The following is a 17,459-nucleotide window of genomic DNA, read 5'->3' as shown; positions in this document are numbered from 1 at the left end:
CACGCACGCACGGCGGTTCGCATTCGGCGGCGGCCGGGTGGTACTCGGCGCCGACACCTCGCCCGTGGCCTTCCAGCACGCGTCGGATCCGGACCGGCTCTACCTGCTCGACGCGGTGACGGACACCTGGCACGGTCCGGACCACGCCTGGGGCACCGGCTTCGCGATCACCTCGCGCGGCTCCGGCCGCTGGCAGACACCGCACGAGATCGACTGGCGGGCCGACGGCGCGACCGCACGCCACCGTCCACTCCCCGGCCTGGAGTTGGAGATCCGGCGCCAGGCCGCGGTTGATCGCTACACCGAGACGTACGTCTGGACGAACACCGGTGACGAGCCGCTGCGGATCACCGGGCTCGGTGTGAACGTGCCGGTCAGGGATGTGTACGACGGCGCGGCGGGCGCGCTCGCGCGGAGCTGTCACGCGCATGTGTTCACCGGCGGGGCGTGGTCGTGGGTGCTGGCCGAGCCGATGGCGGGCACTCCCCCGCTGCTCGGCGCGATCGTACGCACGGGCGCGTTGTGGGCGTACTCGGTCGAGTCCCGCAACTCCCGGACCTGGTCCGACATTCGCGGCCACCTCGTCGTCCACCCCACCGACCACGCACGCGGTCCCGAGTCGTTCGGCGGCCAGCCCGTCCTGGACCTCTCCCCCGGCGAGGAGTACGTCCTCGTCTGGGAGCTCGGCTGGTACGACGACCGAAAGGCCTTCCTCGCCGCCACCGACGCACCTGTCGAACTGCCGTCCCTGACCGCACCGGTAGGCGCGGCCCTGGACGTGCGCCTGGCAGAGGGCGCGGTGCTCGCGTCCAAGCCCGGCGACGGTGTCACGTCGTCCCGCCACGGCGTCCAGCACATCGACGTCGAGCGGGACGGCCGCCGGAGCCGCACGGCCGTCGCCTTCCTCGCCCCGGTGCGGGAGCTGGTCGAGGCGAGAGTGGCCCGCATCCTGCGCGAGCACCGCCCGCGCGAGCGGCCGGAGCCCGAGCGGTACGCGTTCGTGCCGGTGGACACGCGCACCGGCCTGGCCCAGACCGAGAACGGATGGCAGGACTGGACCGACGGGGCGGAGCGCATCGGCATGGCGGTGCTGCTCCAGCAGGCCCGACTGCGCGGCTGGGGCGGTTCGGACGGGGTCGGCGCGATCGACGAGGCCCTCCACGGCTTCGCGCGCTTCGCCCGTGAACGCCTGGTCGACCCCGACGGCTCGGTCCGCCGCGGCAGCCGGTTCACCGAACCGGTGCGGCTCTACAACACCCCGTGGCTGGCGCACTTCGTCCACGACCAGTTCGCCCTGTACGACGACCCGGCAGACCTCGATCTCGCGGCCCGGCTTCTTGAGACGTCGTACGCCCTCGGTGCCGGCGACCATCTGCTCATCGGGCAGCCCGAGGCAATGGCCGCGGTGATCGCCACGCTCGACGAGCAGGGCGACACGGCACGGGCGAAGCGCCTGCGGGAGTCGCTGGTCGAGCACGCGCTCGGTTTCGCCCACCGGGGCACCGCGCTGCCGGGGCACGAGGTGAGCTACGAGCAGTCGATGGTCGCGCCGCTGGTCAGCCTGCTCGCGACGGCGTACGACGTGGCGCCCGACGACCGGCTGCTGACGGCGCTGGGGCCGGCGGTCCGGTGGCTGCGCGTCTTCGGCGGGCCGCAGCCGCACGTCCGGCTCCGCGACATCGCCATCCGGCACTGGGACGGGTACTGGTTCGGGATCGAACGCCTTTGGGGCGACACCTTCCCGCACTACTGGAGCGTGCTCACGGCGATCGCACTCCGGCAGCTCCCCGAGGCTTTGCGGGACGAGGACACCGAGCGGGTCGCCGAAGCGATCTTCGCGGCCAACCTCGTCGACTTCACCCCCGACGGCCTCGCGACCTGCGCCTTCGTGATGCCCAGCTGCGTGGACGGGCGTCCCGCGCACCGACCGGACCCACTCATGAACGACCAGGACTGGGCCCTCGCCCTGCTGCTGCGATCCGGCGGGAAGCGGTGAGGCGACCCCTCGCCGAGCCGTCCCCCCATCACTCTCAAGGAGCGTCTGTGTCTCGTCCCGACCCCGCCGGCGAACGTCTGGCCGGCCTGCGGCAACGGCTGCAGGGTCTGGCCTACGGCGGCGACTACAACCCCGAGCAGTGGCCGGCTGCCACCTGGCGGGAGGACATCGCGCTGATGCGGGAGGCCGGGGTGAACATGGTCACCGTCGGCGTGTGGTCCTGGGGCCTGCTCGAACCACGGCCCGGTGTCTTCGAGTTCGGCTGGCTGGACGAGGTGATGGGACTGTTGGGCGAGGCGGGCGTGGGCGTCGACCTGGCCACCCCCAACGCCGCACCGCCCTCCTGGCTCGCCCACGAGCACCCCGAGACCCTGCCCGTGGACGGCGAGGGCCGCCGGATCGCCTTCGGCTCCCGCGTCCACTACTGCCAGTCCTCCCCGGTCTACCGGCATCACGCGGCCCGGATCGCCGACCGGCTGGCCGAGCGCTACGCGGACCATCCCGCCCTGGCCATGTGGCACATCGGCAACGAGTACGGCGGCTTCGGCTGCCACTGCCCCGCCTCGGTCGCGCACTTCCGCCGCTGGCTGGCCGACCGCTACGGCACCGTGGACGCGCTCAACGACGCCTGGGGCACGGCCTTCTGGGGCCAGCACTACGAGTCCTTCGAGCACGTCGGCACCCCCGCCGCCCGCTCCCGGCTGTTCTCCGGTCCCAATCCCGGTCAGCTGCTGGACTTCGCCCGCTTCTCCGACGCCGCCTCGCTGGAGTGCTACACCGCCGAACGCGACATCGTGCGCCGGTACTCCCCCGACGTGCCGGTCACCACCAACTTCATGGGCTCCTACAAGAACCTGGACTACTGGCGGTGGGCGGCCGAGGAGGACGTCGTCTCACTCGACATGTACGCGGGGCCCCGGGATCCGGACGGCCCGGCGCTGGCCGCCTACAACTTCGACCTCATGCGCTCGCTGCGCGGCGGCCGGCCCTGGTTGCTGCTGGAGTCCGCAACCGGCCGCAACCTCACCGACGGCCGCAACTACGCCCGTCCGGCAGGGCAGTTGCAGTCCCGTTCCCTGCAGGCGGTGGCCCGCGGCGCGGACTCGGTGATGTTCTTCCAGTGGCGGGCCTCCCGGGTCGGCGCCGAGCGCTACCACTCGGCGATGGTCCCGCACGGCGGCACCGCCACCCGGACCTGGCGCGAGGTGAGGTCCCTGGGCCGGGACATGGCGCGGCTGGCCGAACTGTCCGGGGGTGTCTGCGACCGCGCAGAGGTGGCCGTGGTCTGGGACTGGGAGAGCTGGTGGGCCCTGGAGAGCCCCGACCACCCCTCCAACGACCTGTGTTTCCCCGACCGACTGCTCGACCACTACCGACCGCTGTGGGAAGCCAACGTCGCGATCGATTTCGTCCACCCGGACAGCGACCTGAGCGCCTACCGCCTGGTGGTCGTGCCCAACCTCTACCTGACCGACGACACCGGCGCCGACAACCTCACCTCGTACGTGCGCGACGGCGGTCACCTGGTGATGTCGTACTTTTCGGGCATCGTCGACGAGTACGACCGGGTACAGCCGGGCGGCCACCCAGGCCCCTTCCGCGACCTGCTCGGCATCGGCATCGACGAGTTCGCGCCCCTGGAGCCCGGCGAGACGTGTGGAATGCGGCACGCCGGTCACGCCGGGACGGCGACCGAATGGCAGGACGTCATCGACCTGGCCGGCGCCGAGACGATCGCCGACTACGCCGACGGGGAGTTCAAGGGCCGGCCGGCCGCCACCCGGCACCGCTTCGGCACCGGCACCGCCACGTACCTCGGCACCTCTCCCAACCGCGAGACCCTGCGCCGTCTGCTTTTGGACTGCGTCACCGGGGCCGGAGTCACCCCCGTACTCGACACCCCCTCGGGTGTCGAAGCCGTCCGGCGCCGCGCCGCCGACGGCACCGAGCACCTCTTCGTGCTCAACCACACCTCCGACGAGGTGACCGTCGACCTCGGCAGCGGTTCCACCGTGGATCTGCTCGCCGATGATGCCCCGGCACCCGTCGGAGGCCGCCTGCGCCTGCCCCCGTTCGGCGCGGCGGTCCTGCGCGACGTCCCCTGAGCCGCCCGTGAAACCCGATGAGAGAGGACGAAGCACCACCATGAGGAGATCATCGGCCGCCGAAAGGCGGCACACATCCGCACGTCCGATACGACGCGTCACACTGGGACTACTTGCTGGCATGCTCATGCTCAGCGGACTCCTGTTCCCCAGTACCAGCTACGCGGCCAACGCCCAACTCGGGGTCGACCTCTCGCAGACCACCGGAGACATCGCGCACGGCGCGTCGGGATTCCTCTACGGCCTGGGCAACGCCGGCGTCACGACCGACAACGTGCTGCAGCCGCTGCACCCGCAGCAGGCCGCGCAGAAACCGCAAGGAGGGCTGCAGCACCCCAGCGGCGACGCGTTCGACGTGGCTCCCCAGTACCTGGCCGCGGGGACCAAGCAGATCCAGATCTACCTGCAGGACATCTACCGGTTCTGGCCCTACGAGAACCCCGGCCTGACCGACTACCTCGGCAAGGTCGACGCCATGGTCGCCGCGGTGAAGGCCGACCCCAACTACGGCAAGTACGTGTACGTCCCGTTCAACGAGCCGGACTGGATCTGGTACGGCGGGATGTTCACCGACGCCACCGTGAAGGCCAAGTTCTTCGACGACTGGAAGACGGTCTACCACCGCATCCGCGCGCTGGACCCGTCGGCCAAGATCGCCGGCCCGGGCTTCAGCGTCTACAACAACCAGACGATGGCCGACTTCCTGACGTACGCCAAGGCGAACAACGTCGTCCCGGACGTCGTCACCTGGCACGAGCTCGAGAACAGCTTCTTCACCGACTACTACAACCACTACGACCACTGGCGTGGTGTGGAGTCGGGCCTCGGCATCCCCAAGCTCCCCATCGTCATCAACGAGTACACCCGCTCGTCGGGCGACCTCGGCATCCCCGGCCAGCTCATCCAGTGGATGACCCGGCTGGAGAACACCAAGGTGAGCGGTGACCTGGCGTACTGGGTCACCGAAGGCACCCTCAACGGTCTGACGACCCGGAACAACGAACCGACCGGCGCATGGTGGCTCTACAACTGGTACGGGGAGATGACGGGCAAGACCGTCACCGTCACCCCGCCGACCCAGAACGGCTCGCTCCAGGGCATCGGGACGCTCGACTCCGCCAAGAAGCAGGCTCGGGTGGTCTTCGGCGGCTCGTCGGGCGACACGGACGTCGCCGTCCAGGGCTTCGGTTCCACCTCGGGCTTCGGCAGCACCGTCCACGCCATCGTCCAGGCCACGAACAGCACCGGCACCGAGGACGCGGCGGGCCGTCCCGCCGTCGTGCTCGAGGGCGACTTCCCGGTCACCGCCGGCAAGATCACCGTCACCGTGCCCGGCATGACCGCGACGTCCGCGTACCAGATGATCATCACGCCGGCCACGAGCACCTCCTCCGCCGACGTGCCCACCCGGTACCAGGCCGAGTACGCCGACCTCACCGGCAGCGCCCGGGTGACCTACGGCGCCAACACCGGCTACACGGGGACGTACCTCGTCGACGGCTACGCCGGTTCGAGCAACGCGAGCACGAACTTCGTCGTCTCCGCCCCCAACAACGGGTACTACGACGTGACGCTCCGCTACTCGGCCGGCCCGCACAGCGGCGCCCCCGCCGACCGCAGCACCCGCGTGACGGTGAACGGGTCCAAGCTGACCGACCTCACCCTGACCGGTACGGCGAACTGGAACACCTGGAACACCAAGACGGTCACGATGCACCTCTCCCAGGGCATCAACCGGATCGACTACGGCGCCTACACCAGCGACGACAGCGACAACATCACCGTCGACTCGATCGACGTGACCACGTCGACGTCCGGCACCACCGCGAGCTACGAGGCGGAGGCCACGAGCAACACCCTCGGCGGCACCGCGGTGATCAAGTCCGACACCGCGGCGTCCGGCGGCCGTTACGTCGACATGCTCGGCAACGGCGCGTCCAACACGCTCCAGTTCAACGGGGTCACCGCCCAGAACGCGGGCCCGCAGCGCCTGGTCATCTCCTACGCCAACGGCGACAACCGCGGCGACGGCGGCAACGACTACAACATCATCAACCGCTACGCCGACGTCACCGTCAACGGCGGCGCCCCGCAGCGCGTGTACTTCCGCAACACCCGCGGCTGGTCCAACTACTGGACCACCACGGTCGACGTGAACCTGAACGCCGGCTCGAACACCATCAAGTTCGGCAACGGCTCCGCGTACTCCCCCAACATCGACAGGATCCAGGTCGCTCCGGCCGTCAGCGCCGGCGGCACGTCGTACATCAAGCTGCAGAACCGTACGACCGGGTTGTACGTCGACGGAGGCGGGCGCACGACCAACGGCTCCGCCACCGGTCAGTGGCCCGTCGGCGCGACCACCAACCAGGAATGGTCGGTCGTCCCCGACGGCAGCTGGATACGCCTGAAGAACCATGCCACCGGGCTGTACCTCGACGGGCTGGGAGCGACGGCCAACGGCTCCGCCGCCGGTCAGTGGAGCGACCGCAGCGACACTTCGCAGCAGTGGATGGAGGTGACGGCAGGCGCTCACGTCCGGTTCAGGAACCGCGCGACGGGACTGTACGCCGACGGCATGGGCCGCACCACCAACGGCTCCGACCTCGGTCAGTGGAGCGACAGCGCCAGCACCAACCAGCAGTTCCGGATCATCCCGCAGTAGCGGGTCGCGACCATCGATCGGTCGATTCGGCGCCGGGGCCTGCTCCGGCGCCGTTGCCGTTTCCTGGACAGGTGGAGGCGGAAAGCTGCCTGCTGGTGGCGCGCCGGTCCGAGCACCCTTCCGGTGCTCCGCGTGGCACCTGATCCCTGCACCGTTCGCAGCGGCCCCGCCTCGAAGATGGAGTATGGCGTGAGGCTTGGCAGCGGGCGGGACAGCACCTCCTCGGTCAGCTCGGGGCCGGAGAAGGCGAGCAGGGCCTTTCCGACACCAGTGCAGGTCAGGGGCAGGCTGCCGCCGATGCGGGAGGGCAGTTGCAGGGCCTCGTGGCCGTGGATGCGTTCGAGATAGACCACGTCCAGTCCCTCGCGGACACCGAGGTGGACCGTCTCGCGGGTGGCCTCGAACAGGTCCTGCAGGAAGGGCAGGGCCGTCTCCCGCAGATCGAGCCGGTGCGGGACGAGCGAGCCGAGTTCGAAGAGCTTCGCGCCGAGCCGGTACTGAGGTCCCGAGCGCTCCAGCCAGCCCAGCCGGACCAGGTCTGCCGCCAGCCGGTGCACCGTCGGCTTGGGCAGGCCCGTACGCTCCCAAAGTTCCGAGAGGCGGTACGAGCCACCGCTCGGGCTGAACGATTCAAGGATGAGTGCGGCCTTTTCCAACATGCTGCCGCCAGTGATGTTCCGTGTCACGGAACAAAGGTTGTCCCATCGGTACGCTTGGCACTGAGCCCGTAGCCAGGCAGGTCAGGGACGATGATGCGGTGTTCCTTGGCCAACTCCCCCACGTTGCGGGTGTAGTTGGAGACGCCAGAAGCGCCGGGGCCGCCGCCGTGCAGAAGCAGGACCGGTGCGCCCTCGCCCGTCTCGGCGACGTAGATCTCCTTGCCGCCGACGTCGAGCACGTACTGCTGCATTGTCGGAAGTTCAGTTTGAGTGGTCATGGTGTCCTCACTGGGATGTGGCGGGCATCGGGTGCGGTGTCGGCACCGGGGCGAAACCGCCCGGGGCGACGGGAGTTGGGCCCCCGTGGGGGCGGCGGCGTAGACATAGGCGTCGGGGCGCAGGGCAAGGGTGGCCGCGCGATGCTCGCTCATCCAGGGCAGCAGGACTCCGTCGCTGTCGACGAGGGTGCCCTCGGCGGGCCGGGATCCGGCGGGCGTGACGGTGAGTGCGGGGACGCCGAGTCGGTCCCACGCGGGCTGGGGCACGGGCGTCCGGGCGTGCAGGAGCAGCCACCGGCTGCCGAGCGCGTCGTCCAGCGGTACGCGGGCGCCGTCCAGGCCGGTCACCCAGGGCTGCGGGATCTGGTGCCCGGACGCCTTGGCGCGCGCGGGAGACTGCAGGCCGGTCGCGTAGTGGGGGACGGGTATCCAGTTGGAGTGCTGCAGCCAGTTACTGAACCCCGGTATGCGGTCGAGGGCGCGCAATCCGACGTCGCGGACCGCTGCCACCGGCCGGCGCCGCTCGGTGATGACCCGTCCGACGAACACCGCCCGCCTGGTCACCTCCTTGACGTGCGGCTTGCGCTCGGCCTCGTAGCTGTCGAGGACGCCGTCGGGCAGTTCGCCGCGCAGCACCGCGTCCAGCTTCCAGCACACGTTGGCCGCGTCCCGCACGCCGGCGGCCATGCCCTGGCCGATCCACGGCGGCATCGCGTGGGCGGCGTCGCCGGCCAGGAAGACCCGCCCCGCCCGGAAGCGGGCGGCGAAGCGGACGTGGTGGCTGTAGACAGTGGCGCGCAGGATCTTGACCTGGTCCCGGTCGATCCCGTACCGGGCCACCATCGCGTAGATCGCGTCGTCGGTGGTCAGGTACTGCTCGTCGTCGCCCGGCAGGATCGGGAACTCCCAGCGGTGATGTCCGAGCGGGGTCGGGCAGTCCACCGCGGGCCGCGTGGGATCGCAGCGGAACCGCAGCCGGTCGTGGTCCGGCCAGGGCCTGAGCATCTCGGTGTCGATGACGACCCAGCGGTCCTCGTACGTCTTGCCCTCGTAGCCGATGTTCAGCTGCGCACGGGTCAGGCTGGAGCCGCCGTCGGCCGCGATCACGTACTTCGCACGCACCCGGTGCACGGAGTCGTCGCCGGTCCCCACCACCGTCAGCTCCACACCCTCGGCGTCCTGCCGCAGCCGCAGGCACTCGTGCCGCAGTCGTATCTCCACGTTCGGATGGCGGTCGACGCCCTCACGCAGGACCCGCTCCAGTGCCGGCTGGTAGATGCACATCTGCGGCGGATGGCCATGGCCGCGTGGGCTCGGGTGTGCGCTGATGAAGACACGGCCCTGCGCGTCGACGAAGTCCAGCGGCCGCTCGGCCAGCATGTCCTGCTTCAACCGCTCGGCCAGCCCGATGCGCTGCCAGATCCGCATGACCTCCTCGTCCGTGGAGATCGCCCGGGCGCGGGCGAAGACCTCGGCGTCGCGCACGGGCTTCCTCACCGACCCGGACGAGGCCGCCGGCCTGGCCCGGCGCCTGAACGACTTCTCCACCAACCTGGGCCCTTCGCCCCCACGGCGGCCGGCCAGTACTTCGCAAGCGGCCTGGACACCTGCGTCGACTCGGACGCCCGGACGGCCATCAACCGCACCAACGCCCAAGCGCTCTTCCCCCGCCTGGCCGGCGCCCCCATACCGACTCCGGCCCGTCCGGCCCCGATTCGCCTCCGCCGCGTCCTCCAACGCGCAGGTGCCCGCCTCGTCTTCAAGCTCGTCCAACCCGGAACCGATTGAGGCCCTGCCCCTCGCGTCGGCCGGGCGACGCTCGAGCGATGACGCTGTCGACGAGATCGAGATCGGACAGGTCCAGTGCGCAGATCCGCGCGTCCGACGAGCAGTGGCGAACCAAGTACGGATCCCGCGCGGGCATCGAGGGAACCGTCCATTCCACCACCGGCTTGTCCAATTCCTGTTCCTGCCGTAGGGCGTCGAGGCGGTCGGCCAGCTCGGGAGCCACCGCGCGCAGAGCAGCGAGGTCGGTGCGTAGCTGGAGGGCCCGCGTCCATTGGACGGCTCGGCCGTGCCCGAGAAGGCCGATGCTCTGAGTCGGCCTGCCGGCCAGCAGGACAGTCGCCGCGGCGGCGCCGACCAGGCCGGAACGCATGAGCGTCCTGCCAATCAGGCGCTCGGAGGCGGTCAGTTGGCCGCGATCGGTCTCACAGCTGCGGTGGGACCGGCCGACCGAGAAACGCGGCGAGCCGATCGATGGCCGGAGCGGTCTCCTCGACGGGTTGCGGCTCGGCGAATCGTCCCGTTCGGGACTGGGTGGCGAGTTGGATCTGAACGAACGCCAGGGCCTGCTCGGCAAGGTCTTCGGACAGCCGTGCGGGAATTCCGGTGGCCTGGGCGAGGTCCCATCCGTGAGCGAGCAGATCGTACAGGCGGATCTGCAAGCGCTCGGCGCCCGTGGCACTCCCCAAGGGGCCGCGATAACTCCGCTCGAGGAACCCGGGACGGGAGAAGGCGGCCTGCAGCGAAGCGCTGGAGGAGCGGTAGGCTCCGACCGGGTCGTCACCGAGGAGGTCTGCTCCGCGCTCGGGCATCGGGCCGCCCTCGATCATGGCTGCGAACACCAGGTCCATGCCGACCAGATGGTTGACCACCTCGCGCACGTTCCATTCCGTGCACGGCGTCGGCGCCTTCCACTGCTCGGGGCGGACCTCGGCGATCAGGTCACCGACGGCTTCGCACGCGTGTGCGAGATCTTCAACGGAAACGGTAGTCACCCGGGGAGGCTACGGCGTCATCTGCCAGGCTGCCCAAGGGTTTTGCGTCGGCGCGGAGAAGCCCTGCCGAACGGGTGGCCGCGCAATCGGTCAGCGTCGAAATGAGTGGCACCTTTGACAGGTACCTCATCCGAACCACCGAAATTCAGCGACGACGAACCCACCGTACTTCCGAGCGCGCCTGCAGAAGACGCCGTGGGTTCCCGGCGAAAGTCCCTCAGTCGCGCTGAACTTACGGCGGACGTGCCCGTACGAACCGTGTCACCAGCCGCAAACGGCGTTGGTCTTGAGCGGCGTAGAAGGCGCGCGGCCCTCATTGTGCGCCTTCTGCCGCGTGACCCATGTCGGGCCGGTGTCGTTGGGAACTGCGCCGCGCATGTCGTTGCGTGGTCGATGCACGACCGACCGAGAGGGACGTCTGATGGCCGAGGCCTACTTTGCGTTCATGTACCCGCCGTCACCCGAGGAGTTCGTCTTCAAGCTGACGGATGACGCCAAGATTGAGGAGGCCCGCAAGATCCTCCGCGGCGAGCAGAAGGACAAAACCCATGTGATGGGCAGGATCCGCAAGCAGGCCGTCCCCTACAACCCGGGCTGGAGCTACCACCTGGACCCGGACACCATCCAGTTCTTCGAGATGGCCATCGAGGTGTGCGACGCCGGCATCCGGTACACCGAGGACCACCTGGACGAGGCCTGCGGTGCTTTCCTCCCCGGCTGTTTCTGGTGCCCGTGGGGTTCAACACTCCGCCGCGAGGTCAACGGCCCGACGGCGACCACCACGACGTCCACCGCCCCCGCAGCCCTGCAGACCAAGAGCCTGGCCGACGGCTGGTCCGGGCTGAAGGGCACCACGTTCACCTCGGGCATCGACGCCGTCTGCGGTGTGCCGGACAGCGCCACGGACCTGTATCTGTTCAAGGGCGACCAGTACCTGCGCTACCACGTCGGCAACGAGAAGATCACCTCCGGCCCCAAGAGCCTCGCGGACGGCTGGTCCGGGCTGAAGGGCACCACGTTCGCCTCGGGCATCGACGCCGCCTGCGGCGTGCCGGACAACAGCACCGACCTGTATCTGTTCAAGGGCGACCAGTACCTGCGCTACCACGTCGGCAACGAGAAGATCACCTCCGGCCCCAAGAGCCTGGCCGACGGCTGGTCCGGGCTGAAGGGCACCACGTTCACCTCGGGCATCAGCGCGGCCTGCAGCGTGCCCAGCGAGCCCACCAACCTGTATCTGTTCAAGGGGGACAAGTACCTGAGCTACCGCGTCACCGACGAGAAGATCGTCTCCGGCCCCAAGAGCCTGGCAGAGGTCTGGGGGGTCGACGGCGTCTTCTCCGGCGGGGTCGACGACGCCTGCCGCGTCCCCGGCAACGCGGGCGACCTGTACTTCTTCAAGAGCGACCAGTACGTGCGGGTCCGCTAGGGCGCGTCACGACTGGAGGTCGAGGAGCTGCCCAGTGTCTGCGGGATCTGGATGTAGCGGTGCAGCTGAGGACCAACGACCGCTTGAAGTCCCATCTGGCTCCGCCGTCACGTTTCCGGTTCGTCGTCGATCCGGTCCGTCCAGCGGGCCACCGCCACGTACGCCTCCTTCACCCGCGGATGTTCCCAGCCGAGGCCGCTGGCGCAGTCATCGCCCAGGCTCTGGTACAGCGCCGCCGCACCGCGGGCGTCGCCGGACTCGCCAGTCAGTTCGGCCTGGTGGGCGCGGGCGTCGAGAACGGCGTCGGACATCCAGTCCTCCCGCTCGAGGAGTTCCCGGATGTGGCGTTCGTTGCGGCGGATGTCCTCGACGTAGTCCGTGTTCACGTGCGGACGTCCGCTCGTGACGCGCGCGACGGGGGGTGGACGACGGCACGCGGGTCGTGCAGGACCACCTGCTGGATGGTCCGCGCCACCTCCCCCGCACTCTCGGGCCGCCTCGCCGGCTCCTTGTCCAGCAACCGCAGCACGAGCCGGTCGAGATCGGGCGCGATCCCGGCGCGCTACTCGCTCGACGGGGGCGGGGGCTGGTGGAGGTGCTGGTCGACGAAATGGGCGTTCGACGCGGGCGATCCCGGAGTCGACGACCTTGGCGTCACCGTTCTTCGTGATCATGATGTTGGCCGGCTTGATGTCCCGGTGGATCACCCCTTCGGCGTGGACGGCCGCCAGCCCTTCGCAGATCTGCACCGTCCAGCGCACGACCTGTTCCAGTGTCAGCTGCACGCCCTGGCCGGTCACCCCCGCAAGCGAGATGCCGTCGATGAACCCCATGACGAGGTAGAGAACCTCGCCTTCGCGCCCCCGGTCGTGGACGACCGCCACATGGGGGCTGTCGACCTGAGCCATGGTGTGTGCCTCGCGCTCGAAGAAGTCGATGCGCTGACGCCTGGCCGAGGCGGCGGTCGCGGCACCGCCGCGGAGCGTGATGCTGTCCAGCGACAGCAGCTTCACCGCGACCTCCCGGCTCAGGGTGGTGTCGTGGGCGCCCCACACCTCGCCCATGCCGCCTTGGCCGATGAACCGCTTCAGCAGGTACCGGCCGCCGAGCAGCTGCCCCTCCCTCACGTGGGCCGTCCTCGCGGGACGGCCAGCCGGTGAGCGCGGTGAGCCTGCCCGCGTACCACTCCCACCGGGCGAATAGCTGCCGACGCTGGTCCAGTGCCCGCCGGAGGAGCCGCGCTGCCTCCTGCCGACGCGCCAGGCCCGCGGCTTCCCGCCTGCGCCGCTCCGCGGGCACCCATGTACGGTGCGACACCGGCCCAAGGGGCCACAAGGTCCCTTCGGGGGATTGACGCCGTCAGCCGCTCCGGAAGCCGCCGTCAGCGTGCCCCATCAGGGCACGCGTTTCACCTGTCGGGATACGCGTGACCTTGTGAAGTGCGGGGCCCGGACGAACCGGGACCCGCACAAGAGGGTGCTCGCGATCCCTCGTACATCGTGCTTACGGCTTGTCGAGCACCGTCCCCGTCAGCACCGGCCTGTCGGGCAGTGGCTTGGCATTGTTGTCGGTCAGTGCGAGGCGCATCGACTCGGTCGGCTCGGCCACCTGGTCCCGCACGGTCGGCACGACGAAGTCCACGCCGGTGCTCCCGGGCGGGATGTTCAGCCACGCCCACAGGTGCGCCTCGGACAGCGGCCGCTCGGGGTCGGGCACCTCGCCGGACCAGTCCTTGAGCCACTGCGGGTCCACGTCCTGGGTGGACAGCTCGGCGCCCTCGGTGGCCGGAAGCACCCGCACCGGCTGCCAGATGTCCACCGCCGCGGGCGCGTCCACGGACAGCCGCCAGGTCAGCGTCTCCCCCTCGGTCACCCGGTCCGCGACCGGCGACAGGGTGATCACCGGCTCGGGGTCGTCGTCCTCGACGGTGAGCCCGCCCCGGTACTTGCCGACGATGGCGTTGTGGACGGCCTTGACGGCGATGTCGTGCTCCACGTCGTCGCCGTAGACCGTGTCGCCCTTCACTTCGACCGGCACGTCGATCGCGTCGCTGCCGGGCCGTACGGTCACGAGGCGGTTCTCGGCCCGGCCGCTGTCCGGGTCGAGGACGTACACGCGGACCTGCCCGCTGCCGTGCCCGGAGATCTCGACCGGGATCCGGTAGGTGCGGGTGCCCGAGTCGCCTTCCTTGACGATCGTGCGGCCCACGTCGACACGAGGCAGTGCGGCCGCCTTCACCGCCAAGGTGCCGGGCGCCCAGCCCCAGGCGTCCATGAGCCAGGCCCGCCCGGACTGCGAACGGGGCGTCAGCTCGAGGGACTTGACGTGCCTGAGATCGATTCCGGCCCGGGTCGCGGCCGACAGCGGGACGCGCAGTTCCTGAGCCCAGTAGGAGGCGGTGTTCGCGGAGCCCGGGAGCCCGTCCACCTGGACCGAGCCCAGCTTCACCCGACGGTTGGAGGAGTCGGTGACGGACACGTCGAACTTGGTGCCGGCCGTGTTCGGCGGTACGAAGACCCGGAGCGCGAGCTTCTGGGAGTCGCGGAGGGAGAGCGGCTTGGCCGGAGTGATACGCGCGGCCGTGCCCGGCGCGGACCACTTCAGGTCCATCGCGCTGCGGCCGGTCTCCTGTTCCGTCTGCCACGACGCGAAGTGCGGTGACGATCCGGGGGTCTCCGGGTCCAGACAGGCCACGGCCGGGTCGGGGTCGATCGCCGAACACAGCCGGGCGCCGGTCACCTTCGCCCCGCCGTCCGGCAGGAAACCACCGCTGCGGCGGCCGCCGACCGCGTGGGTCAGCACCCGGGCCGGGTCCGCGGACGGGGCCCGCCTGCCGGAACCGTCGAGCAGCGGACGCACCCGGTCGTCCCCGGCGAGGAAGAGGCGGGCCGCGGCGGCGATGTACGTGGAGCCGGCCTTGTGCTGCTGGGCGGCGGTCAGCCGGGTCGCGGCACCCGGCGTGCACACCGGGTCCGGCTGCTCCGGGTCGGTCCAGAAGTCGTCCCTGGCCGGTGCGACGGCCTCGCCCGGGGTCCACTCGCTGTTGAAGTAGTTGTGGTTGGCGCCGACCATGTAGACCGCGCTGTGCAGTGCCGTGCCGCGGCTGATCCCGCGCGTTCCGTCGACGAAGTCCTCGCCCTGCAGGTCCGACACGTCGCCGTCGCAGCCCGGCAGCAGCGTCACGGACGGCACGTCGGCGACCGGATTCTGGCCGAAGATCGTCGGTCCGATGAGCACCGTCCCGCGCACCTTCCAGCGCACCGGGCCCCGGTAGCCGTCCTCGGCTGCCGGCGGCGGGTAGAGGCTGTCCGTGGCGGCCCGGTCGACGCCCTCGCCACCGCGCGAGTGGCCGACGAGCAGGACATGGGAGAGGTCCGCCTTCGCCGCCTCGTGTACGACGGCCGGGGCGGAGGAGCGATGGGCGGTCCAGTCGGCCCAGCGGGCGAGGTGCAGCCGTACCAGCGAGGAACGCGCCTGCGCGCCGGCGTCCTCCGCCTCCTCGTCCTGGGCGTTGATGCCGTTCGCCGAGATCGACACCGTCACATAGCCCTGGGAGGCCAGCAGTTGTTGGTCGCGCAGATGGCCCAGGTAGCTCGGGATCGGCTTGTAGCCGTCCGCACAGGGCCAGTCGCCGGTCACGTCGTCCTCGGAGCCCGGCTTGTAGCAGGTGTTGTGGCGGCCGTGCAGGAATCTGGTGGTGAGACGCTTTGGCCAGGTCGCGGGCTGGGTGATCAGATCGTGTCAGTTCTGCTCATTGGTATGGACGTCGGCCCATTCGGGGTCGGCGAGCGTGTCCTGGAGCAAGAGGGTGCTCACGAAGACGGGGGCGTATCGGCGTGCACGTACACATCACCCTTGGCGATGTCGTCGACCTCCTCGGCCCGCACGACGGAAAAGCCGGCCAGCCGCAGGATCCCGATCAACGCCGTCTGCATGAGTAGAACGACCTCGGCGTAGCGCTTCCACTCCGGCGCCGCCGGGTCCCGCTGTTCTGCCACTGCCCGCAGACCGGCCTCTCCCACGCTCCAGCGGACGTAGAGGCCTCCGGCGTACTCACCCTGGCTGTTGACTTCCACCCAGGCGCCGGGCTGTCGCGGTACTCCCGGATGTTCGACATAAGCGGGAAGACCGGCGTGGTGGAGTTGTCGGCAGACCCGGCTCGCCAGGTCGTACCCAGCGGCGATGATTTCCTCCGAGGCATACGGGTGACCGTGTGCCTTGGCTTTGGCTCGACTCTCGGGGTCTATGTACGTCACTGGGAATCTCCTGGTGTGAGGTCGTGCGGACAAGTCATGGGACCGCCGCCTCAAAACTCGCGGTCCCCACCTCACTGGAGCCCGAACCGGAGCCGGCCGCGGACTCGGCCCCGTCGCCACGTCGACGGCGAGGGCCATCTTCGATCCCGGGCTCGTCGTGGGTCCTGGTTGCTGAGGTTTTCAGGGTTGCGTCGGTGGTGTGAGAGCCAGGCCGGTGGCGCTGTGGCCGCCTTCGATCAGGCGGGGTCGGAGCTGGATTTCGCGTGACTCGCGGCGGAGTGCGCGGTCGAGGTCGTCGGGGTCTCGAAGGCGATGTTAGCCACTGCTCTGCGCACGAGTGACCAGACGACCTCGACGGGGTCGAGGTCGGGTCATACGGCGGGAGGCGGACGGTGGTGAGCCACGTTTCAGCCCTGCTGCCAGGTGGGTGTTGAGATTGTCCCGGACGACCACGACCGGGCCGGCGAGCTGGATGTGGGCCCGGACGAGCACGTCGCGACAGTCCTTCCAGGAGAAACTCTTCCGGGCGCCCTTGAGGAGGAGATGGCCGCGGGCCGGTGGATCAGCCGGCTCGCCTCGTCCCCTGGGTAGCAGCGCGGAGCCGCGACCGAGGTCCTGCGCGGGCCGGGGATCCGTGGTGCCGCTGTCAGTGCCTCGGGCTAATCTCCGCACAACCGGCACAACCGGCCCTCTGCCTCTTTCAGGAGGATTCCATGGCTTCGCGACTCAACCCGTACCTCAGCTTCACCGGGGACGCCCGGCAGGCGCTCGAGTTCTACAAGGAGGTCTTCGGCGGCGAGCTGTCACTGAACACGTACGGCGACTTCGGTCAGGCGGATGCCCCCGGCTCGGCCGGCGGCGAAAAGATCATGCACGGCATGCTGGAGACCCCGAGCGGCTTCACCCTGATGGCCGCCGACACCCCGCCCGGCATGGAGTCCACCGCCGGGACCAACTTCTCCGTGAGCCTCAGCGGCGACGACGACGCCGATCTGCGCGGCTACTGGGCGAAGCTGTCCGCCGGCGGCTCGGTGGGAGTGCCGCTGGACAAGCAGATGTGGGGCGACGTGTTCGGCATGTGTACCGATCGCTTCGGCATCCCGTGGATGGTCAACATCGTCCAGGCCAAGGGCTGAGCGACAGCGGGGCGGGGGGGGGGGGGGGGGGGCCCCCCCCCCCCCCCCCCCCCCCCCCCCCCCCCCCCCCCCCCCGCGGGGGGGGGGGGGGCGCGCCCCCCCGCCGGACCGGCCGGGCGTCGGGGCGCTGCGCGTCGTGCGGGCGAAGGCGCGCT

11 protein-coding genes and 1 pseudogene are annotated in these 17,459 nt (G+C 70.1%); 5 read left to right on the top strand and 7 right to left on the bottom strand.

From position 1 onward, the window contains the following. The first annotated feature begins 64 nt into the window (after nucleotides 1–64). The 3 genes from ACIPFH_RS05905 (at nucleotide 65) to ACIPFH_RS05895 (ending at nucleotide 6,766) form a co-directional block, all read left to right on the top strand. Nucleotides 65–1,996 carry a hypothetical protein gene (locus ACIPFH_RS05905; RefSeq protein ID WP_401823451.1) on the top strand — a complete coding sequence of 644 codons (1,932 nt, stop codon included), beginning with the start codon at nucleotides 65–67 and terminating at the stop codon, nucleotides 1,994–1,996. 47 nt (nucleotides 1,997–2,043) lie between these two features. After that, nucleotides 2,044–4,101: a beta-galactosidase gene (locus ACIPFH_RS05900; RefSeq protein ID WP_401823450.1), complete on the top strand. Its 2,058-nt coding sequence runs from the start codon at nucleotides 2,044–2,046 to the stop codon at nucleotides 4,099–4,101. Between the two features lie 121 nt (nucleotides 4,102–4,222). Beyond that, on the top strand, nucleotides 4,223–6,766 hold the full coding sequence (locus ACIPFH_RS05895; protein ID WP_401823448.1) for an RICIN domain-containing protein: 2,544 nt from the start codon (nucleotides 4,223–4,225) through the stop codon (nucleotides 6,764–6,766). Here ACIPFH_RS05895 and ACIPFH_RS05890 read toward each other — a convergent pair. The 4 genes from ACIPFH_RS05890 to ACIPFH_RS05875 all read right to left on the bottom strand — a co-directional run bounded on the left by ACIPFH_RS05890 (nucleotide 6,712) and on the right by ACIPFH_RS05875 (nucleotide 10,483). Next, entirely contained in the window at nucleotides 6,712–7,425 is a 714-nt protein-coding gene (locus ACIPFH_RS05890) for an IclR family transcriptional regulator (protein WP_401823776.1), read from the bottom strand. The two genes, ACIPFH_RS05895 and ACIPFH_RS05890, sit on opposite strands and share 55 nt — an antisense overlap. Before the next feature lie 23 nt (nucleotides 7,426–7,448). Further along, on the bottom strand, nucleotides 7,449–9,188 hold the full coding sequence (locus ACIPFH_RS05885; protein WP_401823447.1) for an FAD-dependent monooxygenase: 1,740 nt from the start codon (nucleotides 9,186–9,188) through the stop codon (nucleotides 7,449–7,451). A gap of 274 nt (nucleotides 9,189–9,462) precedes the next feature. Further along, on the bottom strand, nucleotides 9,463–9,861 hold the full coding sequence (locus ACIPFH_RS05880) for a hypothetical protein (RefSeq protein ID WP_401823444.1): 399 nt from the start codon (nucleotides 9,859–9,861) through the stop codon (nucleotides 9,463–9,465). A gap of 52 nt (nucleotides 9,862–9,913) precedes the next feature. Next, nucleotides 9,914–10,483, bottom strand: coding sequence for a TIGR03086 family metal-binding protein (locus ACIPFH_RS05875; protein WP_401823441.1), 570 nt, complete (start codon nucleotides 10,481–10,483; stop codon nucleotides 9,914–9,916). 421 nt (nucleotides 10,484–10,904) lie between these two features. On the opposite strand from ACIPFH_RS05875, the gene ACIPFH_RS05870 reads away from it, so the two are divergent. Next, nucleotides 10,905–11,912 (top strand): hemopexin repeat-containing protein, encoded by a 1,008-nt coding sequence (locus ACIPFH_RS05870; protein ID WP_401823439.1) that lies wholly within the window; start codon nucleotides 10,905–10,907, stop codon nucleotides 11,910–11,912. Nucleotides 11,913–12,019: 107 nt separating this feature from the next. Here ACIPFH_RS05870 and ACIPFH_RS05865 read toward each other — a convergent pair whose 3' ends face one another. From ACIPFH_RS05865 to ACIPFH_RS05855, 3 genes and pseudogenes are all read right to left on the bottom strand, one after another. Continuing rightward, nucleotides 12,020–13,039 carry a serine/threonine-protein kinase gene (locus tag ACIPFH_RS05865; protein WP_401823436.1) on the bottom strand — a complete coding sequence of 340 codons (1,020 nt, stop codon included), beginning with the start codon at nucleotides 13,037–13,039 and terminating at the stop codon, nucleotides 12,020–12,022. Between the two features lie 376 nt (nucleotides 13,040–13,415). Next, nucleotides 13,416–15,602, bottom strand: a pseudogene (locus tag ACIPFH_RS05860) (hypothetical protein); the annotation flags it as partial. Between the two features lie 122 nt (nucleotides 15,603–15,724). Next, complete coding sequence (locus ACIPFH_RS05855) at nucleotides 15,725–16,168, bottom strand: hypothetical protein (protein WP_401823434.1); 444 nt, start codon at nucleotides 16,166–16,168, stop codon at nucleotides 15,725–15,727. A gap of 713 nt (nucleotides 16,169–16,881) precedes the next feature. On the opposite strand from ACIPFH_RS05855, the gene ACIPFH_RS05850 reads away from it, so the two are divergent. After that, nucleotides 16,882–17,304: a VOC family protein gene (locus ACIPFH_RS05850; protein WP_359130331.1), complete on the top strand. Its 423-nt coding sequence runs from the start codon at nucleotides 16,882–16,884 to the stop codon at nucleotides 17,302–17,304. Nucleotides 17,305–17,459 lie beyond the last annotated feature (155 nt).

This window comes from Streptomyces sp. NPDC088157, assembly GCF_044741545.1.
Taxonomy (GTDB): domain Bacteria; phylum Actinomycetota; class Actinomycetes; order Streptomycetales; family Streptomycetaceae; genus Streptomyces.
The sequence above is the reverse complement of the archived record's forward strand: the minus strand, read 5'-3'. Positions and strand labels throughout refer to the sequence as shown.